A 25,149-nucleotide genomic window follows, 5' to 3' on the forward strand; every position below is an offset into this window, starting at 1 on the left:
CGAAAAGACGGCCTTCCATGACGCTCACCATTCCCGGCTTCGATCACATCCGCCTGCCCGGTGCGGACGGTGTGGAGCTGGCTGCCGCTGTCGGCGGCAGCGGCAGTCCGGTCGTGCTGTTGCACGGTTTCCCCCAGACCCACCTGATGTGGCGACATGTCGCCGAGCGGCTCGCCGCCGAGCACACGTTGATCTGTCCTGACCTGCGTGGCTACGGCGCCAGCGACAAGCCGACGGTCACCGGTCCCGACGTGTACGCCAAGCGCACCATGGCCGCCGACGTCGTGACCCTGGCGGCGGCCCTCGGCCACGAGCGCTTCGCCCTCGTCGGCCACGACCGGGGCGCCCTGGTCGCCTTCCGGGCGGGACTGGACCATCCCGAGACCATCACGCACCTGGGCATCCTCGACATCGTGCCGACGCTCGACATGTGGAACATCCTGCACGGCGCCTCGGCGGCGGTCGGCTACCACCTCTTCCTCATGGCGCAGCCGCCAGGCCTGCCGGAGGCGATGATCGCCAACAGCGCGGACGCGTTCTTCGGCTCGTTCCTCGACGCCTGGGCAAACGACCCGACCGCCATGCCGGAGGACGTGCGTGCCGAGTACCTGCGGGCGAGCGCCGCGGCGGTGACGTCGATTGTCGCGGACTATCGGGCCTCGGCGGGCATCGACGTCGCGCACGACCAAGCGGACCTGGACGCCGGGTCGCAGCTGGCCATGCCCGTGACGGTCATCCAGCAGGACTGGGGCGCGCAGCTGGGCTACGACGCTGCCGCGGTATGGAAGGCGTGGGCGCCGGACCTGGACCACCGGCTGACCCGGGCGGGGCACTTCATGGCCGAGGAGGCACCCGACGAGATCACGGCGGCGATCCAGGACCTACTGGCCCGCTAACGGGCTCCCCCGCGATTGATCATGAGCCCGCGGCGGCCGGTGTATCGCTGGAGTGGGCGCCGCTGGCGTACTTCTGCATTCGCGTGCTCGACGCAGATCCGCCGGGAGGACTGACGGCGCTTGTGCTCGCGCCAGCCGTGGTGCTCGGTGAGCGGCCGCTCGGCCGGGTGAGCGCGATACGTCCGTCGGGTAGGCGTCCCGCGAGTGCCCGCGGCCGCGCGGCCGGTCCGGTGTTGCCGACGACGGCGGCATCCACGGTTTGCGCATGCCTGATCTTCTTCCTTCTCTGCACGTTGCAAGGCGACGCGGCGGGTGATGCGTGAGAGCGTAGGCTGCCCAAAGGATCGTCCATTGTGTTCATGCCATCAGCCCGACGAGCGGCTAGGTGTGCTGTTCGGCGGATCTTGGCTGATGGTCGCCAGCAAGCGTGTGACCAGAGGATTATGGTCGTTTTCGCGCCACGCGACGGCCACTCGTGTGCGGGCGGTGCCGGGTTCGATCCTGCGGAAGGCGACGCCTTTGAGGCGGATCCGTCGGATGCTCGCCGGGGCCAGGGAGACGCCCAGACCGGTTTCCACAAGGGCGCACACGGTTTGCCACTCCACTGCGTGCTGGACTACCTGCGGTATGAAACCTGCTGCGGTGCACAGGCCGATGATCTGGTCATGCAGTGACGGGCCGACCATGCGGGGCAGCAGCACGAAGGGCGAGTCCGCCAACTGTGCAAGCAGTACGGTCCGTTGGGCGGCCAGAGGATGGGTGGCCGGCAGCACGGCCACGAAAGGCTCGCTGAGTACCGTCCTGAAGCCGAGCTCCGTCTCGTCAGTGGGCGGTTCGCGTAGTAGACCGATGTCGATGGTCTTGCCATGCAGGGCGGCGATCTGCGGAGCGGTGGTCATCTCGTGGATGTCCAGGTGCACGCCAGGAAACTGTTGACGGAAGGTGCGCAGCAGGCCGGGCAGGATCGTCAGGGCGAGGGAGGCGGCGAAGCCGATCCGTAGGCGGCCGGCACTGCCACTCCCGACGGCCCGGGCTGCGGCCAGGCCGTCCGCGAGAGAGGTGAGCGCCCGCCGGGCGGCGGGCAGCAGTTCGCTGCCGGCTGGGGTCAGGGTGACACGCCCTGGGGCGCGGGTGAACAGCGCGTGGCCGACCTTGTCCTCTAGGCGGCGGATCTGCTGGCTCAGCGGCGGCTGGGCGATGCCCAGGCGGGCGGCCGCGTGGCCGAAGTGGAGTTCCTCTGCGAGCGCGACGAAGGCGTGCAGCTGCGGTAGGGGGAGTTCGGGGCGCTCCATACGCCTAGAGATATCAGGTCATGCATGCGGCTGTATTAGACGTACTAATGCTGGTCATTTAGCGTTCGGCGCATGACAGAGCGACGCGCGATCCTCAGCGGCTCGACCTTTGAGGAGCAGATCGGCTATGCCCGTGCTGTGGTCGACGGCGACTGGGTGCATGTGTCCGGGACGACCGGGTTCGACTACGTCACCATGACGATCTCCGACGACATGGTGGAGCAGGCCAAGCAGTGCCTGCGCAACATCGAGGCCGCCCTGGCCGAGGCGAAGTGCACCGTTGCCGACGTGGTGCGCGTGCGCTACCTACTGCCCGACCGAGAAGACTTCGAACCCTGCTGGCCGGTCCTGCGCCGCTACTTCGGCGATGTTCGGCCGGCCGCCACGATGCTCATGTGCGGTCTCGCCGACCCGCGGATGAAGATCGAAATAGAGGTGTACGCGCGGCGGCGCATCCCGCCTTACGGTGGCGCCATGAGTAATCGCGCGGAAGCGCCTGTCGTGCCCGTCCGGGCCTATGAACCCCCCTACTACGTGGCTGTCTTCACTACGGTACGAACCCAGGACCAGAGCGGCTACAGCGAGACCAACGCACGGCTGGAAGACTTGGTGAAGGACGTCCCCGGGTATCTGGGGATGGACCACGCACAGACTCCTGGCGGGCTGGGCATCACCGTCAGCTACTTCCGCGACGCCGATGCCCTCACGGAGTGGCGGACCAACACCGAGCACCGCGCGGCGCAGAAGCGCGGGCAAGACGAGTGGTACCAGAACTACACGCTGCATGTGGCGAAAGTGGAGCGGAGCCACGGGTTCACGCGAGCGCAGGTCCCGCAGAGCCCGACAGCTGGCTGACCAACCGAGACCACCTCAGCGACCGTCCCGCCACAAGCTCGCATCGAACGGGTCGGCCTGCCCTTCGCGAGCCCGATCTAACTGGCTGTCATTCGCGGTGGGGCCGGGGAGTCGGGAATCCGAGGGCCACCGGCGATCGGCTGTTGAGCCGCGCGACTTCGGCCTGCTTGCCTCGGATGAACGTCAGGGTCATGTCGATCCCTTCGATCTCGCCGAGCCATCGCTCCTCTTCCGCACGTTTCCGACGGAGCATCAGGTCTTTCTCGATCTCGGCGAGCCGGGACAGCATCCTCGGATTGACCTGCAGCATCGGACATCGGATGCAGGCGTGCTCGTGCTGACACGGTGATCCGTAAGGGCGAGCGCAGTTACCGAGCTCGACCTTGCGCTTGTCGAAGTGCTCCTCGAAGTCGGCCCATTCCTCGGGCGTGACGCCGCCGTATTCGCTACCTGCGGCTTGCGAGTGCATGCGCCGCTTCGCATGCTGGCGCTGAGAGGTGCGGCCAGGGGCTGCGCGGCCTCTGCCCTTGTCTTCTTCACGGTCGTTCTTCCGTCCCGCGGCATCGGCCGTTGTCAGTGGTGGCAGGCAGGATGACGGGCATGACAACACCTGCAGCTGTGATCACGGATGCCGCCGCCTATGCGCAGGCGGTCGAAGACGCGGTGACGGCGTCGGCCGCCTACTACACCGGTGGGACGTCGGCCTTGGACGATGACGCCTACGACCGGCTGGTGCGAGGCATCGCCGCATGGGAAACCGAACATCCCGATCAGGTGCTGCCCAACTCCCCGACAGGCAAGGTCGCCGGCGGTGCCGTGGAAGGCGATGTCCCGCACACAGTGGCGATGCTGAGTCTGGACAACGTGTTCTCCCCGGAGGAGTTCACCACCTGGAGCGCCTCCCTGGCCCGGCGCATCGGCCACGAGGTCGAGCGGTTCAGCGTCGAGCCGAAGCTGGACGGGCTCGCGGTTGCCGCCCGTTACGCAGGCGGTCGCCTGAGACAGCTGATCACACGCGGGGACGGGACGGCCGGGGAACATGTCTCGCATGCGATCGGCACCATCGAGGGTCTGCCGCATGAACTCGCCGAGCCGGTCACCGTGGAAGTCCGCGGCGAAGTCCTCATGACGACCGCTCAGTTCGAGCACGCCAACGAGGTGCGCACCGCGCACGGCGGGCAGCCGTTCGCCAACCCGCGCGGCGCCGCGGCCGGCAGCCTGCGCGCCAAGGAGCGCGCCTACACGGTGCCGATGACGTTTTTCGGCTACGGTCTGCTGCCCCTGCCCAACACCGAGAAGGCGCTCGCCCCGCGGCTGGGCGAGCTCGCGCACAGCGACCTCATGGTTCAGGCCGCCGCATACGGGGTGAACACCACCGCCACCACCGCGGTACCCGGCATCACCGCCGACACCGTCGAGCAGGTGCTGGCCCGCGTGCAGGAGATCGCCGCCCTGCGGGCCGAGCTGCCGTTCGGTATCGACGGGATCGTCATCAAGGCCGACCTGGCCGCCGACCAGCAGTCGGCAGGATCGGGTTCGCGTGCTCCGCGTTGGGCGATCGCCTACAAGCTGCCGGCCGTCGAGAAGATCACCCGGCTGCTTGAGGTGGAGTGGAACGTCGGCCGCACCGGCATCATCGCCCCGCGTGCCGTCCTGGAACCGGTCGAGATCGACGGCGCCACCATCACGTATGCCACCCTCCACAATCCGGCCGACATCACCCGCCGCGACCTGCGTCTGGGCGACCATGTCATGGTGCATCGGGCCGGCGACGTCATTCCCCGCATCGAGGCCCCCGTCGCCCACCTGCGCACCGGTGACGAACAGCCCATCGCCTTCCCCGAGGCGTGTCCGCGCTGCGGGGCCGGCATCAACACCGGCGAGCAGCGCTGGCGCTGTGAGAACGGACGCAACTGCCATCTGGTGGCCGCTCTGTCCTACGCAGCCGGCCGCGACCAGCTCGACATCGAAGGCCTCGGTCACACCCGCGTCGTCCAGCTCGTCGATGCCGGCCTCGTCGCCGATCTCGCCGACCTGTTCACCCTGACCCGCGAGCAGCTGATGGGCCTGGAGCGCATGGGTGTAACCAGCACCGACAACCTCCTCGCCGCCATCGCCGCGGCCAAGGGCCAGCCGTTGTCGCGGGTGCTGTGCGCGCTCGGGGTCCGCGGCACCGGCCGCTCCATGTCCCGCCGTATCGCGAGGCGCTTCGCCAGCATGGACAACATCCGCGCCGCCAACGCGGAATCGATGCAGCAGGTCGAGGGCATCGGCACCGAGAAGGCCCCCTCGATCGTCGCCGAGCTCGCCGAACTCGCCCCGCTCATCGACAAACTCGCTGCCGCCGGGGTGAACATGACGGAACCCGGCGCCACCCCACCCGCCTCGTCCGACGGTGATACCGGCGAGGCCGACGAGAACACCGAGGGTGTGGGCGGACCACTGGCCGGGATGACCGTGGTCGTCACTGGCGCGATGACCGGCCCCCTGGAGAAGCTCAGCCGCAACCAGATGAACGAGCTCATCGAACGCGCCGGCGGTCGCTCGTCCTCCAGCGTCTCCAAGAAGACCTCTCTCGTCGTCGCCGGCGACGGCGCGGGGTCCAAGCGAGCCAAGGCCGAGGATCTCGCGATCCGCCTGGCCACCCCGGACGAATTCGCCGCCCTGGTGGCCGACTACCTCAACTAGGCCTCACCCAAGGGCTCCCAACAAAAGTGGTGGGCTTGACGTCGTCGGCGGTCGGTGTCGCGCACGAGGCCGCCGGGTAGCGGGACGCGGTCGGCCGTGCAATCGCCCGCGATAAACCCGGCGACGTCGACGATCATCCCCGGGATACTGGTCGCCCATGGATGAGGTCAAAGTCGTCGTCGCCCATTCCGAGCGCGCGACCCTGCGCGTCGGCGACGTGTTTCTGAAGGTGGACGCCGATCAGGCGCGCATCGACGTCGAGGTCGAGGCGATGGCCCTGGTGCCGGTCCCGACCCCGAAGGTTCTGTGGCGCAAGCCGCCCGTCCTCGCGATCGCCGCGGTCCCGGGGACGGCGCTCGGCCGCCTCGGCGAGCCGTCGACCGCGTCTCCGGCGGCGTGGGCCGCGGCGGGTGCCGCCATCCGGAAGCTGCACGACGCGCCGTTGCCGCCCTGGCCCGGCCGGGCAGGCCGGGACCTCGACAAGTTGGCGGCGGATCTCGACGGCGAGTGCGAGCGGCTCGTGACGAACGGCGTCCTGCCCGCCGACCTGGTCACCCGCAACCGCCAGGTCGCCGATGCCGCGCTCCGGCCGTGGACTCCGGTGTTCACGCACGGCGACCTGCAGATCACTCACGTGTTCGTCGACGGCGACGAGATCACGGGCATCATCGACTGGTCCGAGGCGGGCCAGGGTGATGCCCTGTTCGACCTCGCCACCTTGACGCTCGGACACGAGGAGCACCTCGGCGACATCCTCGCCGGCTATGGCACCGACGTCGACCTCGACGTGATCCGCGCGTGGTGGTCGTTGCGAAGCCTGCTGGCGGTTCGCTGGCTGGTCGAGCACGGCTTCGACCCGACCGCGCCGGGCTGTGAAGTCGACGTACTGAGATCCCAGATGTGAGGCTGCGCGGGCCCGACAGCTACGAGAGCGTTCTGACACGTCGAGCAGGCCATCTCCTGGGGTGCATCCCTTGCTTACTCCCGACGAAGCGACGTCCGGGTCGTAAGCGTCCGGACAGTCGCAATGGTCGGAGCACAGGATCAGACGGAGGCCGTGTTCGCGTCCCGGTAATGCCCGTACGGGCGATCACGTTCGGGGCATCGTTCGAGGCCATCAGGTGAAAGCTCAGCCAGATGATTGGTAGGGCAGGTCAGCGACCACTTCGGCTAGCGGTTCACCCTCAGCACGCAGCAGTTCAGCGATCTCGGTAGCAGCAAGCTGAGCTCAGGGCGAACAGGTCGCCGTCGCTGACGACTTGGTGGGGCAGGGAGTAGACGGCCTCGACCAGTTCCTCGGCGAGCAGGGGTGCGCAGGTGGCGACGCGTCTCACGAGCGACACGTCGACCGGCGCTTCGCTCCTGGTGCCCAGGTCGGGCGCCCAGGAGGGCCGGACCTGGTAGGCGCGTGGACGGTGCGAGTCACGGTAGTTAGGTCGGGCGGGGCAGCTGACCGGTCTGGCACACCAACACCGCCGCTCGCTCACACAGTCTTGTGGCTTGTGGCTTGTGGCTTGTGGCTGATGCACAGGGCTTCGGTATCCGCGGCTCGAACCGTGCGTGGCTCAACCTCTCAAGGAAGGCCTCGGCGTGCGTCCCGCCATCAGGCCTGCCAGAGCTGCCCGCGATGAGACTCCCGTCTTGCGGTAGACCCGGGAGATGTGCGTCTCGACCGTGCGGCGGCTCAGGCAGAGTCGTTCGGCGATCGCCGGGCTGGTGAGGCCGTCGGCGACGAGGTCGGCGATCTCCCGTTCGCGGGCGGTCAGCTCGGCGAGGCGGCGTTCGGGCCCGTCGGCGGCGGCCACCGCCGGGCCGACCGCCTCGGCAAGACCGGTCAGCATCCCGCAGCCCCCGGCCACGGCGAGCCGCCGCCCCCGGTGCCAGGCCGCCTGCCCGCGCCGCGAACCGCCCGGGTCCGCCGCCAGCAGGGAGGCGCCGAAGAGCAGGGAGAACGCCTCCCAGAACACCCCTCCGCTGCGGGCGCTCTCGTCGGCCGCCGCCACGAACAGGTCCGCCGCCGCTCTGTCGTCACCGAGACCGAGGCGTATCTGCGCGGCGCTGCGCATGGCCGAGGCACGCTGCACGGGCAGATCGAGCCGCTCGGCCTCCTCGTGGGCCCGCTCGGCCCAGTCCTTCGCCGCGTCCAGGTCACCCATGGTGACGGCGGCGGTCACCAGGACCTCCAGGAACAGCGGACGCATGGAGGGCTGCAACCGCCGCAGGCCGGGGCCGCCGGCACGCAGCACCGCCTCCCGGGCACGAGCCGGGTCGCCGGCGGTGAGTGCCGCGTAGCCGAGTACACACCAAGCAATGGACGCCCACCAGTTGACGCCCAGACCCGCCGCGGCCACCGCCTCCTCGGCGGTGGCCAGTGGCCGCGGATCGCCGGGTGGGCAGGCGTCAACCAGGGCGTGGGCCCTGGTCGCGAGGACGAAGGCGAGCAGTTCGTCACTGCCGATGCCGCGGGCGATGTCTTCGGCCTCCTCGGACAGTTCCACCGCCGACGCGAGCCGGCAGGTCTGGGTGCGCACGTGTGTCTTGCACAGCAGAAGGTGGGGCAGGAGATAGAGCTGGCCGGTGCGGCGGGCTATGGCCAGACCGCGATCGGCGTGCCGCTCGGCGTCGGCGAAGCGCTCCAGGAACGCCTCCGCCCAGGCCAGCCGTACCAGCGGCTCGCACAGGCCGGTCAGATCGCTGTCCGGCAGCGAGTCCACGAGGGCCGCCGCCCGGCGGGTGAAGTCGTCCGCCGCGGCCGTCTCCCCCTCGTACGCCTCTCCCAGGGCCGCGACGCTCAGCGCACCCGCCACCCCCGTCTCGTCCCCGAGGGAGCGGGCCACCTCCAGGGTGTGTGCCACCTCGGAGCGCACCGCCGGGTAGGAGGTGTCGTGCGGGGCCGAGGAGCCCAGCTCCAGGCCCAGCGCCACCTGGTCGGCGAGCGACGGCACGGGATCAGTGCGGTGCAACTCGCGGCGGAGCAGGGCGACCGCCTCCGCGTAACGCCCCAGATGGCGCTCCATGACGGCGCACAGCACGACAGCGGACGCCCGCGACCCGGTCCCGTCGCCCGGGTCGGGCAGGGCGATCACCTGGTGCAGCAGGTCCCGGCTCTCCCGCAGCCGGCCGCCCACGCCCAGCGCCCGGGCCCGCCGGAGCATCAACTCGCGCCGTCTGCCCGCGTGTTCCGGCGTATGCGGAAGGTGCCGCAGCACCACCTCCAGCCAGTGGGCGCTGCTCGCGGGCGCCGTCTGCGCGGCCTGCTCGGCGGCCTCGTCCAGCACCGCCGCCGCCCGCGGGTCCCAGCCGGACAGCGACTGCTCGGCGTGGTGGGCCCGCTCGGCCAGCGGGGCGCCGGTCCGGGCGAGTTCGGCGCCGACGAGCCGGTGGGTCTCTGTGCGCAGCCACGGGTCGGTGCCGTCGCGGACGAGGCTGCGCAGCACGGGGTGGCGCAGCGTGATCCGCCCGTGCGTGCCGGTGCGCAGCAGGTCGCGCCGGGTCAGTACAGCGAGGTCCTCGGCCAGTGGTCCCGGCTCGTGGCCGGTCACCGGGCCGAGCAGCGCGGGCGTGGCGTGGTCGCCCAGCGCGGCCACCACTTGGACGAGCCGGCCCTGCGACGGCGTCAGCGGGGTCAGCTCGTCGAGCAGCAGCGCCCCGAGGCCGGTCGTGGACAGCCGGCTCACCGACGCGCCGTCGCGGTGTGCCTGGAGCAGGGTCAGCAGGTACAGCGGGTTGCCCTCGCTCGCCGTGAAGAGCCGTACGGCGTCGTCTTGGGCCAGGTCGGGGGTGAGCAGTTCGACGCACTCCCGCTCGCCGAGCGGGCCCAGGACCGTCCGCCGTACCGTGCCGGTCTCCGTGCCGCGGGTGAGGGTCGCGGCGAGCGGCGCGGGGCTCTGCCGGTCGCGGCGGGCGAGGACCAGCAGGACGCGGGCGCGCACGGGGTGCCGTACGAGATGGTCGAGGAGTTCCAGCGACGCGGCGTCCGCCCAGTGCATGTCGTCCAGGACCACGACCAGCGGAGAGGCGGCGGCGTGGGTCAACAGGGCGGCCGTGGCCCGGTGCAGGTGGAAGCGGTCCGTGCTGCGGGAAGTGCCGCTGAGCACCGGGGCGACCTCGGCGGCCGCCGGGAAGGATTCGACGGTCTCCGGGGCGAGGTCGGAGAAGGCGTCGGTGAACGGCTGGAACGGGATGTGGCGTTCGTACTCTGTTGCCCGGCCGCGCAGCACCGCCGCCCCGCGCCGCGCTGCGGCCAGGCACAGCTCGTGGACCAGCCGGCTCTTGCCGATGCCCGCCTCACCGCCGACGTCCAGCACCGCCGGGCGGCCGGGCACGTCCCCCACCAGATCCGCCAACAGCCGGTCGAGCCGCGCGAGTTCCGCCTCTCTGCCGACCAGCGGTGTCCGTTCCGTCGTCATGCCCTCACACCCCCGCGACAGTTGGTTCCCCCGCACATCCTGTCGTACGCCACTGACAACCTGTGGGTTCATGTCCTCGATCTCACACCGCGTCGACGGCCACGCGTCGACGGTGAGCCGCCGGCCCGAGCGGGTGAGCGTCGATCAACGTGGGACGGACAACCTCCTCCGGGTGAGACGGGGCGGACGAACGGATGCGGAAACTACGTAACCGATCTACGTAACAGCACGATCGTCCCGGCCCGACGCACGCGGAAAAATCAAGTCCCGTAGGGGCCGCGGCTGTTGCCGCATCTGGAAGGCTCCGGGGATTTCGGGGAGGACGGATGTTGATCGTCGGCATAGTGGCAGGGATCGTCCTGCTGATCGTTCTGATCGTCGTATGGGTGGTCCGGCGGTCGGACGGCCGGTTCCGGTTCCGGCCGTCGTTCGAGGCGGCCTGCGAGGTCACGGTCGGGGGCCAAAGACTCGTGGCGTACTCCGGGCACCGCAAGGTGATCCGGCTCGCGGACCCGGCCACGCTCGAGGACACGGCGGTCCTCACGGACTCGCGCACCTGGATCCGTACGCTGTGCGAGGTCCACGTCGACGGCAGGCCCCTACTGGCGTCCGGCGGCCGGGACGGGGTCGTCCGGCTCTGGGATCTGGAGAACCGAGGCGCGCTGGTGGCCTCCCTCCCCGGTCATCGCGGCTGGGTGTACGCGCTGTGCACGGTGCGGGTCTCGGGGCGCGACCTGCTGGCCTCGGCGGGCCGGGACGGCGTAGTACGCATCTGGGACCCACGCGACGGCCGGCTGGTGCGCACGATCGACGCCGGCCCCCGGAGGGGGTGGACCTTCGCCCTGTGTCAGGTGCGTACGGGCGGGCGAACACTGCTCGCGTCCGGGCACGGCAACGGCACAGTGACCCTGTGGCACGCCGAGTCCGGGCATGCCGCACTGGAGCTGACTGCGCACAACCGCGCCGTGTGGACCCTGTGCGAGGTGTCCGACGGCGACCGCACGCTGCTCGCCACCTCCGGCTGGGACGGGGTCGTGCGACTGTGGGACGTGGAGGCACCGCAGGAGGCACGGGCGTTCACCGCCGGTGTCGGGCCCGTGTACGCCCTGTGCCAGGCGGAAGCCGGGGACCGCACGCTCCTCGTCGCCGGCGGAGACGGACCGGGCACCGCCGTCTGGGACCCGTTCACCGGCGAGCGCGCCGGCGACCTGGGCATGGACCTCGCCGGCCTCCTCAGCGGCCACGGCTGGGTACGCGCCGCCTGCCAGGTCCGACCGGCGCAGGGCCCACCGCTGATCATCACCGCGGGGTACGACGACGGAGCACGTGTGTGGGACGTGGCGAAGGAGATCGGTTCGCCTCCTCCAGAGAGAACAGCGTCCTGATCGCCCACCCGTAACCGGCCCTACTCGCCGACAGCACAGTTGAGGACAACCTCATCGCGGTCACGGAGCATGCTCCCTCGAAAGGAGCCGCACCCTTCTTGGGTTAGTGCTGTCAGCCGCGCGGGACATGAGCGCATGGTCGGTACGCAGTGGGATCACAGAGCTGGTGCTGCGACCGTGAAGGTTCGCCGTTACCGCTCGCATCTCCCCCGCTACGCCGCCGGCGCGATGGCACAGCCCTTGCGAGTGCTCAGGTTGACCGATGAGGACGGGCAGCGGCTGTAGCAGATCCTGCGCCGGGGCAACCAGTTCCGTGCGCTACCGGCGGGCGATGATGCTGGCCTCGGCCGGCGGGAACAGCATGCCGGTGATCGCTCAGCTGATCCGCTGGGAAGCCGGCTATCGGACTGGGAGTGATCGCGGTAGCCCGAACGATGGGAGGACGCTGTTTTCGAAGCGGGTCATCGCACAGATCCGGTCGCCGGTGAGGGTGAGGACGTAGAGGCCGGTCCCATGACTGATGCCGTTGGGGGCGCGCAGGTAGGAGCCGAAGGCCGGCTGACCGTTGGCTCGTGTGGGGACGAGGTCAAACCTGCGACCTGCGCGGAAGATGCCGGCGTAGAAACGGGCCACGACATCCCGGCCCTGGTATTCGAAGGGCATCGGTGGCATCGATATGAAGACGTCGTCGGTGAGAAGGGCCACCAGTGCGTCGACGTCGGCGGACTCCCACGCGCGGACGAATGTCGCCACGATCGCATCCTCGGAGGGCGAGTCGGGGGCGGGCGGCGGTTGACTGTCGTCGCTCGTGGGGCGCCGGTGCTGCAGGCCGGCGCGCGCCCGTTTGAGGGCGCTTTTGACCGACTCGACGCTGGAGTCCAGCATGTCGGCCACCTCGTTGGCGTGGAATGCGAGGACGTCGCGCAGGATCAGAACGGCGAGTTGGCGCGGCGGCAGGATCTGGAGGGCGGTCACGAAGGCCAGGGAGATGGATTCCCTCTGCTCGTACCGGGCCTCCGGGCCGAGCGGTGCGTCGACGACACCCTCGAGGAGGGCGTCGGGAATTGGCTCGAGCCAGACCACTTCGCCGAGCCGGGTCGGCTCGGGGGGTTCAACATTGGGCACGTCCCACTCCTTGGCCCGGCGTCGGCCGGCCGACCGGCGCGCGTTGAGGCACCGGTTGGTGGCGATCCGATACAGCCACGTACGCAGCGAGGCGCGTCCCTCGAACCCGGCGAAGCCTTGCCAGGCGGCCAACAGCGTGTCCTGGAGTACGTCTTCGGCGTCCTGGAACGATCCGAGCATCCGGTAGCAGTGCACCTGCAGCTCCCGGCGGTACGGCTCGGTGAGCTCCCGGAACGCCTCGCCGTCCCCGGACCGCGCCCTGGACATCAGATCACTGGTTACCACCCTCGCGTCACCTTCTTCCCGAACGTTGTGGCACTTCCCTCGTGTACTGACACCGGCCGGAGCAGGAAAGAGGCGGTCAGCGGGCGCCCCTTTCCCGACGCCGCGGTGTCTACCTCACTGGTAGCTGACAACGCCGACCAGGGAGAATCACCATGGGAAAGATCGTGATCACCACGAATGTCTCGCTCGATGGAGTCGTCCAGGACCCGGACGGTCAGGAGGGCTTCAGACTGGGCGGCTGGTTCGGTCAGTTTGGCAGCAAGGACCTCGAAGTGTGGGCCAAGCTCGAGACCGACGAGGCGCTGGACGCAGATGCCTTGCTCCTGGGCCGGCGGAGCGAGGAGTGGTTCGCCTCGCGGTGGTCGTCCCGGAAGGGCGAGTGGGCGGACAGGTTGAACAGCATGCCCAAGTACGTCGTGTCCTCCACCCTCGAAGAGCCCACGTGGAGCAACGCGACTGTGCTGAAGGGCGACGTGGTGGACGAGGTCTCGAAACTGAAGCTGAAGCTCGACGGGGAAATCCTCGTCTACGCCAGCTACCAGCTTGTGCGCGCACTGATGGAGTACGACCTGGTCGACGAGCTGCGACTGGTCGTCTTCCCGGTCGTGCTCGGGGACGGCGAACGCCTCTTCGGCGAGACGAGTGACAAGAAGCCCCTGCGACTCCTTGGCGCGCGGACCATCGGTGACGGCCTCGCCTTCCTCACCTACCAGCCCGTCCGAGACGCCTAGCCCGCCTGAAGCGCTCAGATAGGTCCAGAACCAGATACGCCTTCATCGACGCGCGGCCCGTACTGCTTCGGCGAGCGTGGGTGCGAGGGCAGCCAAGAGCTCGACGGCCTCGGTTACCTACCGGCAGACGGTGGTGGTGCCGATCCCGAAGCTGGCCGCGAGCTGGGCATAGGGCTGGCCGTTGCGGAGGTGGGCGAGGACAGCAGTGGCTGACAGCGCGCGCTCAGGCGCCACCGCTTGCCGAGAGCTGCAGGCGCCCTGCCGTCGGTGCTGCGGGTCCTTGAGCTCGTCGGCCTGCACCAGGTCATCGGCCGCCATTCCACCGTCGAGCGGGCCCTGGTCCCCCTGGCCCATCCCGAACCCGGCCACGGCGCTCTACGGGGCTTCCGCGTCCGGGGCGTCCTGCCGGCGGAAGCGCGGCTGCACGGCCGCGTCCAGTTCCGCCCCACCGGAGGCGGCAGCGGCTGGCGCGGGGTTGGACGACCGGGCGGCCTTTCCGAGTGCGGCTCGCTCCTGCGGGGTGCGGTGCCTGGTGCCGCTGTCGCCAGGTGGCCGTGGATCATTGCAGTCGCTCCGCGATGTGCTCGCCGACGCGCAGGGCGTTGGCGATGGCGGTCAGAGACGGATTGACCGCTCCGATGCTCGGGAAGAAGCTCGTGTCGACGACGTAGAGGTTGTCGAGATCGTGGGCCTTGCAGTTGACGTCGAGGGCGGAGGTCTCGGAGTCATGGCCGAAGCGGACCGTGCCCGCCTGATGCGCGGTGGCGCCGATGGGCATGCCCTTGTGCAGGTAGATGCTGTGCGACAGGAGGCGGTGTTCGTGCATGCCCAAGTGGCCCAGCATGTCCTGCAGTTTGTGCCGCAGGCGTCTCAGCCCGGCGACGTTGTTCTTCTCGTCGAGGGCCAGGTGTATGCCGCCGTCCCCGTCCAGGGTGACGCGGTTGCCGGCGGCGGGCAGGTCCTCTCCGCACAGCCAGAAGTCGACCGCGTGGTGGGCGAGTACCTCGAAGGGCATGTCGGGGGCTACGGCCCCGGCCCAGCGGGGCGCTTCGCCGTGGATCTGCTCAGCGTCGGACTTGCCGAGCATCTGGATGCCGCCGAGAGGGTAGTCCCAGTCGTCGGATCCCAGGTACCAGTCGTGCAGCGCCAGGGTCTTCTGGAACCTGGTGTCGTTCGGTTCCTTGGACACGGCCATCAGGGCCAGGTTGTTGTGTCGCATGTAGTGCCGGCCCACCACGTCCGAGCTGTTGGCCAGGCCCCGCGGGTGCCGGTCGCCCGCCGAACGCAGCAGCAGGACGGCGGAGTTGACGGCACCGCAGGCGACGACCACGATGTCGGCGCTGAACTCCACGGTCGAGGCGTCCCCGTCCCCCACTGTCGCGACGACCGAGGTGACGCTGCGGCCGGTCGCGTCTGTGTCGAGACGCCGCACGTCCGCATGGGTGACCATCTCGACGTTGGGATGTTCGAGGGCGGGGTCGACGCAGATGACCTGCGCGTCGGACTTCGCGCCGACCAGGCAGGGGAAGCCGTCGACGCGGTCGCAGCGGATGCAGGCGCTGGTGTGGGTGGCCCGGCCCCGGTCGTCCTGGGTGAGGTTCACCCCGATGGGGAGGTGGAAGGGGTGCAGGCCCTGCTTCTCCAGGTCGTGGCTGAGTTGCTGGATGCGCGGCTCGTGCTGGACCGGTGGGTAGGCGTACTGCGCGCTGGTGGGGCCCTCGGTGGGGTCCTCGCCGTGCCGGCCGTGGACGCGGTAGAGGTGCTCGGCCTGCGTGTAGTACGGCTCCAGTTCCTCGTAGCTCAGTGGCCAGGCGGGGGATACGCCGTCGTGGTGGCGGAGTTCACCGAAGTCCTCCGGGCGCAGGCGGAAGAGTGCGGCTCCGTAGAACTTGGTGTTGCCGCCCACGTAGTAGTTGACCTCGGGCGGGAACTGGTTTCCGTCTTTGTCGTACCAGAACTCCGGTGCGCGGTATTTCCCCTTGACGAAGACCGCGGTGGATTCCCAGTTGTCGCGTTCGCGGGGCAGGTAGTCACCGCGTTCGAGAAGGAGGATCCGTTTTCCGGTGGATGCCAGCCGGTGGGCGATGGTGCCACCACCCGCACCCGTTCCGACAATGATGACGTCGTAGTGCTGAGCATCGGTCATGCCGGCCACCGCCCTCGGAACGTGCTCCGGTCCTGCCGGTTCGAAAGGGGCATCAAGCCCGACCACCAACGTATCTCCGGGGCATGGCTGCGGCGAGTTGGACTATTCGGGTGAGCTGAGGCGACGGGACACGGCGGGTTCCCGCGCGATGACCGCTCCGGCGGTGATGCCGGCCGGCCCACCACGACGGGCCGGCCGTCACAGGATCGCGAGAGGATTGACCGGGGAGCCGGTCGCCGCAGACAGCCGGAGCGGGGCGATCACGCAGAGGAACGACCAGCGGCCTTCCCGTGCGCAGATCGGTGTGAGGTCCTCGAACCGCAGGTGGTCGAGCAGATGCAGTCCCATCGCGTGCACGGCGAGCACATGTACCGGGAACGCGACCCCCCGTACGGCACTGGGGGCGGTGTCGTTGTTCCCGTCGCCGCCGAGCACGGCCACCTCCCGTTCGGCCAGGAACTCCATCGCGGTCGGATGGAGACCGGCACGCGCGTCGGCGACGTCCCAAGGGCCCAGCTCCTCCCGCCGCCGGCGGTGTCCGACCCGTACGAGCAGAATGTCGCCCCGCCCGACCCGCACCCTTTGCCGTGCCTCGGCGGCGGCGAGATCCTCGGCGCTCACATGCGTTCCGGGTTCGAGCCAGGGGACGCCGTGCAGCCCGGGGATGTCGAGGAGGACCGTTCCTAAAGACTGAGTGGGAGAAGCTCCTATAGACCGTCAAGCGGCTTGTTTGAGCTGTTCGGCGGTGATGTGAGGGCGGGGTAGATGCTGGTAGACCTCGCGGGCGACGAACCGTTTCAAGCAGCGCATGATGTCCTTCTTGGTCATGCCTTCGGCGGTGCGTCTGGCGACGTACTCGCGGGTGCGCTGGTCGTGGCGCATGCGGACCAGCACGATCGTGTGCAGGGCCCGGTTGGCTTGGCGGTCTCCGCCCCGGTTGAGGCGGTGCCGGTTGGTGCGGCCGGAGGAGGCCGGCAGCGGGGCGGCACCGCACAGGTGGGCGAAGGATGCTTCCGAGCGCAGGCGGTCCGGGTTGTCGCCGACGGTGGTCAGCAGCTGGCCCGCGCTCTCGGGGCCGACGCCGGGCAGAGCGATCAGCCGTGGTGCGGCCCGGGTGACCAGCGGGCCCAGGTCCGCGTCGGCTTCGGCGATTTCCTCCTCCAGCCGCTGGCAGCGGCGGGCGAGCCGTCGCAGCGTGATCCTGACCGCGCAGTCCGGATCCGCCAGGTCGCCCACGGGCCGGGACCGGGCCAGGGCGTCTATCAGCTCGCCGGTGGCCAGGCCGCGCAGCCTCTCGCGCACCGCGGCCGGTGCGGTGATGATGAGCGTGCGGATCTGGTTGATGGTCTGGGTGCGGGCCTTGACGGCCGAACTGCGGGCCACCCGCAGGGTGCGGATGGCCTCCACGATCCCGTTGCGGGTCTTCGGAATGCCCGAGGCCCGGCCGGACAGCACGGCGGTCGCGGCGGCGTAGGCGTCAACCGGGTCGGACTTGCCATTGTCCCGCCTGGCCTTGCGGTCGGGTCGGTCGACCTCGATGACGGTGACACCCTTTGTGGTCAGGAAACGGGCGATCTCGGCCCCGTAGGCGCCGGTGCCCTCGATGCCTACCGCCAGAACCTCGCCGTGCGAACGCAGCCAGTGGAGCAGCTGCTCATAGCCGGCGGGACCGGTCGGGAACGGCTCGGTGGCCAGGTGCCGGCCCACGGTGTCGATCGCGGCCGCCTGGTGCAGGTCGGTGTGGGTGTCGATCCCGCCAATGACCGCTATCTCATCTGCTGCCATGCTGGACGTGCTGTCCTTCCGTACGACGCATCAGGGAGGGCACGCGCCGGTCGGGCGGACGGACAAGACAGTGATGGGACCTTTGGCCGGGCTCCTATGAGGTCACGAACGCCTGACCGGCACGCGCGCGCGGTGGCACCGCCCGACAGGCCGACGGTTCTCCCGACAGACAGCCGAAGCGCCAGTGAGTCCTTGAGTCAGACCTCCGAGCGGTGCCACCGCAATCATCACTGTGAGTCCTGTTGCCAGGACTGCTGCTCAACCGGGTGTCCCGAACGGTGTTGGGCACCCTGGTCGCCCGCTTTCGCTCCACCACCGGGCGGCACGCATCCGGTGCGCGGTCCGGGCAGGTGGGGGCGGGTCTCCTCACGCCTGCGGGTGTCCGGTCGGGCCTGGGCGGTCCGATGCCCACCACGATCACTCTGGTCGGGGTGGGGCGGTGCCGTCCGTCGCCTGATCGGGTGTCCGAGGGCGCGTCGCCCGACCGCGATGCTCGCCGCATCGTGCCGGGACGTCTTGCGTCGCGGGGTGGTCAGCGGTTTCTGCCAGTGCTGGGCACCCCACCGGGAGGTGTAGGCCGGGTCGACCGCCACGACGGCCAGGTTCTGTTCGGCGGCCATCGACACCAGCCGGGCCCTGAGCTTGGCGGTGGGGAAGCGGGACAGCAGGCGGCGGAAGCGTGTGTTGCGGCCGTGCTTCTCCCGGCTGGTGCCGTCGGTGAAGTCGAGGTCCTCGATGGCGATCGCGGCGGCCCCGCACCGCCGGGCGTAATGCAGCAGCCGGGTCAGCGCGTGCCGGAGCTGCGCGTCCCGGTGCTCGGCGGTGCCGGTCAGGTCGTAGAAGAAGCGCCGTGGTTCGCCGACCGGGTTGCCGTGCACATCCAACTGCCAGGCGGCCAGGTGGTCATCGTTCATGTCCACCCCCACCACCCCGTGGGCCAGGGCCGCCTGAAGCGGCAGGACGGGGGCGGCGGCCCGCTGCCAGGACGCGGTCACATACCAGCGGCCACGTGCGGTGTCGTGGTGGATGCGGTAGGCCACCGCCCGGTTCGCGGTGATCCGGTCACGCCACTCCTGCCCCCGGTGCCGGAACGCCACCGTCGCGTCGAGGAGGTAGCGGCCGTGCGGGGCGCGTTGGCCAGGTGGGACAGCGGGGCCGGGAACTTGACCGAGATCTGTCCGGTGTCGGTGACGCGGATCGTCTCGTTGCCGAAGCGCTTGCCGGACTCGCCGTCGGCGGACAGGAACATCCGCTCCGCCCGCCACCGCTCCCGCCACGCCGCTGCCTCCAGTCCAGCCGCCTCAAGGTGGTGACGGGCGTTCGCGAGACGCTTGCCGCCGCGCACCACATGCACCCGGCCCGCCGCCCGGGCCGCCTCCACCACCACGAGGCGGTCCTTCAAGCCATGCAGGCGGCGGGACTTGGCATGCCGCTCACTACGCGTGGCATAGCCGCGCGCCAGGCCTTCGCGCTTGTCGGCCCTGGCGCCCAGCGGCCGGGCAAGCCGCGCCTCGATGCGCGCGATCTGCCTGTGCAGCCAGGCCAGGTGGGTGGCCTGGCCGCGCCTCGCCAGCGCCCACTGGTCATGGGTGGCCTTGGTGATACTGCCCGCCCACCGCGCCGACGACCTCCCCGTCAGCGCCCGCTTGCGCACCGCCCACGAGGCCGCATCATGCACCAGCCCCTGCCGGGACCGCTCCGCGAGATCACCCGCCGCCAGCGAACCCAGGAACATCCCCACCTCGGCGAGCACCGCCGCATCCGACTCCGACACTCGCAGCCGGTCCCGGATCGCCACCCCCGCCGGGCCGGGCACCACCAACGACGCCGCTACCTTCCGCAGTGCGCTCACCCCTTCACCCCCGTCCGGCCGAAGATCCCCGTCACCGAAGTCAACGAGCAACCTCCGCAAGGGTCACCCATTCGACCCGAGAACTCCCGTTCCCCTGCCGAGTGCGAAGGACCACAGCACAGCCCAGGCCGGTGGAGCCCTGACGCCAGCGGAACAACCGCATCCAGCCCCCGGCACTCACTCACTCTCACCAGAAGTCACTTCTGCTCAGTACACCGGCAGCAGTTCCCAGCCCCCCACCCTGCGGCAGGCAGGAGGTCCTCGCACTCCGAGTCGCCGGCCTACGGGACCGCCGCGCCAATGGATGAGCGCCGGGCCGTGCGTCCTGCACCTGCTCCGGCAGACGGTCGGGCAGCGTACGCAATCCCGACGGTGACGCCGTCGATACGGCGCTGCTCGTGGTTCCTGCCGGCCCTTGCCGCGGCCTTCCTCTTCGCCCTCCTCATCCTGGGGTTCGCGCTGCATCCGAAGGCCTTCGTGGGGCTGAGACCCGTCTCGAACCTGGTCAATACCCCCAACTTCTTCTCAGCCGTGGTAGCGGTGCTGGCCGGCATCGTCTCGCTGGCCGAGGAGCCCGGCCGAGCGCACTGCTCGGCGTCTTCATTTCGCTGACCACCATTCCGACGGCGGCCGACATCGGGGTCTCGTCGGCGTTCGCCGGCTGGGGCGATGCCTGGGGTTCGCTGCTCCAACTGCTGCTCAACCTCGTCGTGCTGATCGTGGTCGGCACCGGCACGCTCAAGTGCCGGCGCGCAATCTGGCACCGGGTAGGCGCACGCCGCCGCGAGCGCGCGGTCAGGCGGCCGGCGTCGAAGGGGACGGCGTGGCGGCGGACGGCGTGTCAGGAGTGCCGCTGTCCAGGAATTCGCGGATCGCGAAGGCGACCAGCACGATCACCAGCGTCCACACCACGACCGCCACGGTCGGGTAGGTCCAGGTGAACAGGACGACCGCGGCGACCACGAGGATCACACCGCCGATCCACCGCTTGTAGCGGTGGACGAACCGGCCGACCGCCCCCAGCGGGAGCCCCGCCGACAAGGAGACGTCCCGCAGGGCACCGATGGCCCTGCGGCAGCCCGTACGGGTGAGGACGGCGACCCGGGACGGGCCCACGAGGAAGGCACCGGCGGCCGTCACCAGAGCGACCGCACCGACCGCCCGCACACCGGCGCGCAGGAATCTGACCAGCGAGTCGAACACCGCACCGGCGGCAGCGTCGGATGCCCCGGCGGGCAGATGGTCGAGGTAGACGGATCGTAGGACGGTGAGCGCGATGCCGAGCAGCAGCATGGCGGTGAACACCCCCAGTGCGGCCCCGATCAGGGCCCGGCGGCGGTGCACGGCCAGATAGACGCCCGCAGCGGCGATCAGTACGACGATGAGGGGGAGCCAGCTGCCCATGATCTCCAGCACCCTCAGATACCACTTGATCTCGTCGACGTCTTCCGACGCGAACACCAGGAACTGCGTGTGGACTGCCGGGATGCGAGCGGCCGGCTTGAAACCGGCGCTGACCAGTCGCTCCTTGACCTGGGCCACGATCGGACCCAGGTCGATGGCGACCTGACCGTTCTTCACGGACACCGCACTGTCGGACTCGCCCGTGAGGGCCTTGTCGATCGCGCTGTGTGCCCTGCGGTTCGCGTTCACCCAGACGGTGTCGAAGGCACTGCTGGAGACCACCCGCTCCACGGTGTCGCCGACCAGGCTCTTCAAGCCGCTGGTGATCGGGCCCTTCAGGTTGCCGAGCAGCTCGGCCGCCTTGGGCGGAGCTCCCCTCTGTGCGGCCGCCTGCTCCAGCTCCTTGACCAGTTTCTCCACGTCGACCTGTGCCAGAACCGCTGTGGTGACCCGGTCGGTGACCGCCTTCTGTACGTCCCGGCTGCTGGCCAGCGGCCCGACGGTGGCAACGTAGCGGTCTGTGTCCCGCACGATGCTGTTCGCCCAGACCGAGACGACGGCCAGCAGCGACAGCAGCGAGGCGAGGAGGATCAGCAGGAACGACCCCGTCGGCCGGAACCAGTGGCGCCTCGTGGCGGGCGACTGCCCGGTGCTCTCCAGGGCCCTCACCCTGTGCCGCAGCTCGTCCAGCTCGTCGCGTTCCCGCGCCGAGGCCTGCGGGCCGCCGGACGGGCCTGCGGAGGGCTCGTCCGGGTCCGGCGGAGGTGCGCTCGTCATGGTCACAGGAGACCGGCGCTGATCCGGCTCCGCGACCTGAACGGACCCGACGGGTTGAATACCGCACTGAGGTGCGGCCGCTTCCGTCCGGTGATGCAATGGCTTTTCGATGCCGGGGGAAATATCCATGTCATGACCACCCAGAGGTGAAGCCATGAGCGATGAATCCGCTGAAACGATGGGACCGATCGACTATGTGGTCGTCGAATTCCCAGGCAACCGGATGACGGGCGAAGGGTTTCCCCTCCTGGTCGACCTGGTGGATCGCGGCCTCATTCGGATCCTCGACCTGCTGTTCGTCAGAAAAGAGGAGGACGGATCCGTGGTCGGCCTGGAAATCGCCGACCTCACCGGCGACGGGGCCCTGGACCTGGCCGTCTTCGAGGGCGCCTCCTCCGGCTTGTTGGGCCAGGACGATATCGAGGAGGCGGGGACCGCCCTGGAACCCGGCCACTCCGCCGGGATCCTGGTCTACGAGAATCTGTGGGCCGCGCCCTTCGCCACCGCGCTGCGACGCGGCGGTGCGCAGCTGGTCGCCTCCGGGCGGATCCCGGCGACGGCCGTCCTGGCCGCGCTGGACGCCACTGATCCCGGTCGGCCCCGGGCGTAGCGGCTCCGCCCCTGGCACGACGAGACGGAGACGGAGACGTCGCAATGCTCTCAGCGACGGACCGGTCAAGAGGCCGTGGGGTCGCCGAAGCGTGCGACGGCGGCCCTCACCCGGGTGAGGGCCGCCGGGAGGCCGGCTGTGGCGTCAAGAAGTCCCTCGCCGGCCTCGGCGGAGTGACGGGTACGGTCGCCGAGGGCACGCAACCAGGGCTCGCGGTCGGCGACGTCCAGTGCGTGGCCGGCGCTCATCTTGGCGACGTCCGCGGCGGGATGGAAGGCATCGCCCTCGACGAAAGGCAGTCCGATCAGCTCGGCGACCGCCTTGCCGACGGTGGTCTTCCTGGACCCCGTCACGCCCAGGACCAGCACGATCGGCGGCCCTTGGCCGGCTCTGGCACCGGTCACGGGCCTCCGGTTCCCGTCCGGCCGCTGTCTGCCGCAGAGCCGCCTCGGTACCGCCGACCGGAAGGCAGCCGCCCAAATCGGCGGCGTCGCAGCGGCGGGCGTCGGCGAAGAGGAACATTGCTGCGAGGTACTCGGCTACTCGGCCGCGCCGATGGTCAGCAGCGCGGCGATCACGGAGTTCCGTAGGACCAGGCACCGGCGCCTTCGTTTCCACTCGAACTCGTATCTGCCTTGAGTGCCGATGCCTCGGATTGCTCGGAACGGCGCAGTCGACTAATCGCTGCTGGCCTCTCGACCTTTCCCGACGCACAGTGCCCAGATGACGAAGGCGTCCACGGCGATCAGCACGATGGCCCAGACGGGTTGGTACGGAAGCCACATGAAGTTGGCGATCATCGCCAGGCCGGCCAGGGCGATTCCGACCACCCGGGCCCACACCTCTCCACGGAACACGGCGGCGCCCGCGAGGACCACCAGGACACCGAGGACGAGGTGGATCCAGCCCCAGCTCGTCAGGTTGAAGTTGTAGACGTAGTCGCGGGTGGCGACGAAGACGTCGTCCTCGGCGATGGCGGCGATGCCTTGAAATATCGCCATCAACCCACCGAAGATCATCATGACCCCGGCAAAGCCGGTCCAGCCGGTCACCCACGCCCCTGCGCCGCTACTCCTGGCTCCGTGTCGGTGGTGCATTCCAGTCGTGGTCATTCGGGGCTCCTCCCACGCAGAACTTTGATGTGGCTGCGATCAATTGGCCCACTTATCAGGTTGCCATGAAAGCCGCAGACCGGCAGAACGCCGACATTTACGCAGGACAGCGCCCAAGCCGAAGTGCGAGGAGATTCATACGGTGTTCCCATGGAAGGGTCCGGTGCGCTGGCAATCGCGTGTCGGCCGGGTGGGCTGTTTTCCCCTGTGCCTCCTGCGAGCGAGAAAGGAACCGCCGTGCCAGGTCTTCTCCGCGGGGTCGCCCGCACAGCCGTCGTGGCCAGTACAGCGACCGCCGTGTCGAACCGTGTGTCCCGCCGCCAGCAGGGCCGATGGGCCCAGCAGGACTACCGGGAGGCCGCGCTGCAGCCTGCGGCATCCGCCGCGCCCGCTGCCGCCCAGGCCCCCGTCGACATGAGCAGCAAGATCGATCAGCTGAAGCAACTCGGGGAGCTCAAGGCTCAGGGTGTCCTCACCGAGGCCGAGTTCAACGAGCAGAAGAGCAGGCTGCTCGCCTCTTGAGTGATTCCGATCCCGGACTCGGCGGGTCGCGTTTTCGGCAGCAGTGTCCGACTCGGCCACGTCGAGCGCGGCCACGATGGCATGGACCGTGACCCGGCGTCTTCCGCTCTCGACGTCACCTGCAAGGGCTGTGCCCTGGACAGCCTGTGCGTCGTCGGCACGAGCTTCCTCCCCGGCATCGGTGCGGTCAATCCGTCCTAGACGGCCATCGCCGACGCTCTACGGATCGGCGACCACCTCTGGGACCGGCTGGGCTGGGCCGACGTGCGGTGTCGGTGGTCCGACCGGGGGAATTGTTCCGCCGGACGGCCCAACGGCGCCTTGCCCGACCGCCCGCTCTCCTTCAGCAGGTGATTGCTTTGGCCCTTGTGCCGGGCCGGGTGCGACCAGGCCCCGGAGACGGCAGCGAGGAGACAGTGGATCGTGGCTTCCACCGCGGCAGTAACGCAGGGCGTCATTCCGGTAGAGCTTCTGAAGGGCCAGAAGGCACTGGTCACCGGGGCCAACTCAGGGATCGGCAAGGCCACCGCCATCGGGCTGGGCCGGGCCGGCGCCGACGTGGTCGTGAACTACGTGTCCGGCCGCGACGCCGCCGAGGAAGTGGTTAAGGAGATCACCTCGTTCGGGGTGCGTGCGGCCGCCTACGAAGCGGACGTGTCCCAGGAGGACCAGGTCACGGCCGTGATGGACCGGATGGTCCAGGAGTTCGGGACGATCGACATCCTGGTCGCCAACGCCGGCATGCAACGCGACGCGCCGTTCACCGAGATGGCGCTCGAGCAGTGGCAGAAGGTGCTCGACGTCAATCTCACCGGCCAGTTCCTGTGCGCCAGGGAAGCGACCAAGGAGTTCCGGCGCCGCGGAGTCGTACCGGCGGTGTCCTCCTCGGCCGGAAAGATCATCTGTATGAGTTCGGTGCACCAGCTCATCCCCTGGTCGGGCCACGTCAACTACGCCTCGTCCAAGGGCGGCGTGCAGATGATGATGGCGACCCTCGCCCAGGAACTCGCCCCGCACAAGATCCGGGTCAACGCGGTTGCCCCGGGAGCCATCCGGACGCCGATCAACCGCGGTGCCTGGGAGACGCCGGAGGCCCGCGAGGAGCTGCTGCGGCTCATCCCCTACAACCGGATCGGCGACCCTCAGGACATCGCCCATGCCGTCGTCGCACTCGCCTCCGACCTCATGGACTACGTGGTGGGCACGACGCTCTACGTCGACGGCGGAATGACCCTCTTCCCCGGCTTCGCCACCGGCGGCTGACCTTCTCCTGTA

At 69.6% G+C, this 25,149-nt stretch carries 19 protein-coding genes and 6 pseudogenes; 12 read left to right on the forward strand and 13 right to left on the reverse strand.

Annotation, left to right across the window (positions count from 1 at the left end; all coding sequences use genetic code 11):
- Nucleotides 1-17: 17 nt before the first annotated feature.
- Nucleotides 18-896, forward strand: coding sequence for an alpha/beta fold hydrolase (locus tag QFZ76_RS02515; RefSeq protein WP_307672129.1), 879 nt, complete (start codon nt 18-20; stop codon nt 894-896).
- A 365-nt stretch (nt 897-1,261) separates the two neighbouring features.
- Here QFZ76_RS02515 and QFZ76_RS02520 read toward each other — a convergent pair whose 3' ends face one another.
- Nucleotides 1,262-2,188 (reverse strand): LysR family transcriptional regulator, encoded by a 927-nt coding sequence (locus QFZ76_RS02520; protein ID WP_307672130.1) that lies wholly within the window; start codon nt 2,186-2,188, stop codon nt 1,262-1,264.
- A 72-nt stretch (nt 2,189-2,260) separates the two neighbouring features.
- Between QFZ76_RS02520 and QFZ76_RS02525 the strand changes: the two are divergent.
- Together QFZ76_RS02525 and QFZ76_RS02530 are read left to right on the forward strand one after the other, a co-directional pair.
- Nucleotides 2,261-2,575, forward strand: a pseudogene (locus tag QFZ76_RS02525) (RidA family protein); the annotation flags it as partial.
- 87 nt (nt 2,576-2,662) lie between these two features.
- Nucleotides 2,663-3,043: an antibiotic biosynthesis monooxygenase gene (locus QFZ76_RS02530; RefSeq protein ID WP_307679910.1), complete on the forward strand. Its 381-nt coding sequence runs from the start codon at nt 2,663-2,665 to the stop codon at nt 3,041-3,043.
- Nucleotides 3,044-3,131: 88 nt separating this feature from the next.
- Here QFZ76_RS02530 and QFZ76_RS02535 read toward each other — a convergent pair whose 3' ends face one another.
- Nucleotides 3,132-3,512, reverse strand: a complete 381-nt coding sequence (locus QFZ76_RS02535) for a hypothetical protein (protein ID WP_307672131.1) — start codon at nt 3,510-3,512, stop codon at nt 3,132-3,134.
- A gap of 131 nt (nt 3,513-3,643) precedes the next feature.
- On the opposite strand from QFZ76_RS02535, the gene ligA reads away from it, so the two are divergent.
- Together ligA and QFZ76_RS02545 are read left to right on the forward strand one after the other, a co-directional pair.
- Nucleotides 3,644-5,731, forward strand: coding sequence for an NAD-dependent DNA ligase LigA (gene ligA / locus QFZ76_RS02540; protein WP_307672132.1), 2,088 nt, complete (start codon nt 3,644-3,646; stop codon nt 5,729-5,731).
- 157 nt (nt 5,732-5,888) lie between these two features.
- Nucleotides 5,889-6,635 carry a phosphotransferase family protein gene (locus QFZ76_RS02545; protein WP_307672133.1) on the forward strand — a complete coding sequence of 249 codons (747 nt, stop codon included), beginning with the start codon at nt 5,889-5,891 and terminating at the stop codon, nt 6,633-6,635.
- A gap of 295 nt (nt 6,636-6,930) precedes the next feature.
- Here the strand turns inward: QFZ76_RS02545 and QFZ76_RS02550 are convergent, their stop codons facing one another.
- Entirely contained in the window at nt 6,931-7,065 is a 135-nt protein-coding gene (locus QFZ76_RS02550; RefSeq protein ID WP_307672134.1) for a hypothetical protein, read from the reverse strand.
- Between the two features lie 231 nt (nt 7,066-7,296).
- Entirely contained in the window at nt 7,297-10,140 is a 2,844-nt protein-coding gene (locus QFZ76_RS02555) for a LuxR family transcriptional regulator (protein ID WP_307672135.1), read from the reverse strand.
- A 344-nt stretch (nt 10,141-10,484) separates the two neighbouring features.
- Here QFZ76_RS02555 and QFZ76_RS02560 point away from each other — a divergent pair, with 344 nt between their 5' ends.
- On the forward strand, nt 10,485-11,525 hold the full coding sequence (locus tag QFZ76_RS02560) for a WD40 repeat domain-containing protein (RefSeq protein WP_307672136.1): 1,041 nt from the start codon (nt 10,485-10,487) through the stop codon (nt 11,523-11,525).
- 228 nt (nt 11,526-11,753) lie between these two features.
- Nucleotides 11,754-11,913 (forward strand): annotated as a pseudogene (locus QFZ76_RS02565) (IS630 family transposase); the annotation flags it as partial.
- Nucleotides 11,914-11,924: 11 nt separating this feature from the next.
- On the opposite strand, the gene QFZ76_RS02570 reads toward QFZ76_RS02565, so the two are convergent.
- Nucleotides 11,925-12,935 carry a sigma-70 family RNA polymerase sigma factor gene (locus tag QFZ76_RS02570; protein ID WP_307672137.1) on the reverse strand — a complete coding sequence of 337 codons (1,011 nt, stop codon included), beginning with the start codon at nt 12,933-12,935 and terminating at the stop codon, nt 11,925-11,927.
- Between the two features lie 152 nt (nt 12,936-13,087).
- Between QFZ76_RS02570 and QFZ76_RS02575 the strand changes: the two genes are divergently transcribed.
- Nucleotides 13,088-13,666 carry a dihydrofolate reductase family protein gene (locus QFZ76_RS02575; RefSeq protein ID WP_307672138.1) on the forward strand — a complete coding sequence of 193 codons (579 nt, stop codon included), beginning with the start codon at nt 13,088-13,090 and terminating at the stop codon, nt 13,664-13,666.
- Between the two features lie 22 nt (nt 13,667-13,688).
- Here the strand turns inward: QFZ76_RS02575 and QFZ76_RS02580 are convergent.
- From QFZ76_RS02580 to QFZ76_RS02600, 5 genes and pseudogenes are all read right to left on the reverse strand, one after another.
- Nucleotides 13,689-13,914 (reverse strand): annotated as a pseudogene (locus QFZ76_RS02580) (transposase family protein); the annotation flags it as partial.
- A gap of 311 nt (nt 13,915-14,225) precedes the next feature.
- Nucleotides 14,226-15,812, reverse strand: a complete 1,587-nt coding sequence (locus tag QFZ76_RS02585) for a GMC oxidoreductase (RefSeq protein WP_307672139.1) — start codon at nt 15,810-15,812, stop codon at nt 14,226-14,228.
- Nucleotides 15,813-16,010: 198 nt separating this feature from the next.
- Nucleotides 16,011-16,490, reverse strand: a pseudogene (locus QFZ76_RS02590) (cyclase family protein); the annotation flags it as partial.
- A 39-nt stretch (nt 16,491-16,529) separates the two neighbouring features.
- Nucleotides 16,530-17,597, reverse strand: a complete 1,068-nt coding sequence (locus QFZ76_RS02595) for an IS110 family transposase (protein WP_307672140.1) — start codon at nt 17,595-17,597, stop codon at nt 16,530-16,532.
- A 227-nt stretch (nt 17,598-17,824) separates the two neighbouring features.
- Nucleotides 17,825-19,332: pseudogene (locus QFZ76_RS02600) on the reverse strand (IS200/IS605 family accessory protein TnpB-related protein).
- A gap of 519 nt (nt 19,333-19,851) precedes the next feature.
- On the opposite strand from QFZ76_RS02600, the pseudogene QFZ76_RS02605 reads away from it, so the two are divergent.
- A pseudogene (locus tag QFZ76_RS02605) lies at nt 19,852-20,252 on the forward strand (DUF389 domain-containing protein); the annotation flags it as partial.
- Here the strand turns inward: QFZ76_RS02605 and QFZ76_RS02610 are convergent.
- Nucleotides 20,245-21,630 (reverse strand): hypothetical protein, encoded by a 1,386-nt coding sequence (locus QFZ76_RS02610; RefSeq protein WP_307672141.1) that lies wholly within the window; start codon nt 21,628-21,630, stop codon nt 20,245-20,247. The pseudogene QFZ76_RS02605 and the gene QFZ76_RS02610 overlap by 8 nt on opposite strands.
- 154 nt (nt 21,631-21,784) lie before the next feature.
- Between QFZ76_RS02610 and QFZ76_RS02615 the strand changes: the two genes are divergently transcribed.
- Nucleotides 21,785-22,240, forward strand: a complete 456-nt coding sequence (locus QFZ76_RS02615) for a DUF6325 family protein (protein ID WP_307672142.1) — start codon at nt 21,785-21,787, stop codon at nt 22,238-22,240.
- A gap of 65 nt (nt 22,241-22,305) precedes the next feature.
- Here the strand turns inward: QFZ76_RS02615 and QFZ76_RS02620 are convergent, their stop codons facing one another.
- Together QFZ76_RS02620 and QFZ76_RS02625 are read right to left on the reverse strand one after the other, a co-directional pair.
- Complete coding sequence (locus QFZ76_RS02620; protein ID WP_307672143.1) at nt 22,306-22,644, reverse strand: shikimate kinase; 339 nt, start codon at nt 22,642-22,644, stop codon at nt 22,306-22,308.
- Nucleotides 22,645-22,917: 273 nt separating this feature from the next.
- Nucleotides 22,918-23,352, reverse strand: a complete 435-nt coding sequence (locus QFZ76_RS02625) for a hypothetical protein (protein WP_307672144.1) — start codon at nt 23,350-23,352, stop codon at nt 22,918-22,920.
- A 237-nt stretch (nt 23,353-23,589) separates the two neighbouring features.
- On the opposite strand from QFZ76_RS02625, the gene QFZ76_RS02630 reads away from it, so the two are divergent.
- A complete protein-coding gene (locus QFZ76_RS02630) occupies nt 23,590-23,874 on the forward strand; it encodes an SHOCT domain-containing protein (RefSeq protein ID WP_307672145.1) in 285 nt (94 codons plus the stop codon).
- Nucleotides 23,875-24,297: 423 nt separating this feature from the next.
- Nucleotides 24,298-25,137, forward strand: coding sequence for an SDR family oxidoreductase (locus tag QFZ76_RS02635; RefSeq protein WP_307672146.1), 840 nt, complete (start codon nt 24,298-24,300; stop codon nt 25,135-25,137).
- Nucleotides 25,138-25,149: the final 12 nt, after the last annotated feature.

It is taken from the genome of Streptomyces sp. V4I2, assembly GCF_030817655.1.
Lineage (GTDB): Bacteria > Actinomycetota > Actinomycetes > Streptomycetales > Streptomycetaceae > Streptomyces > Streptomyces plumbiresistens.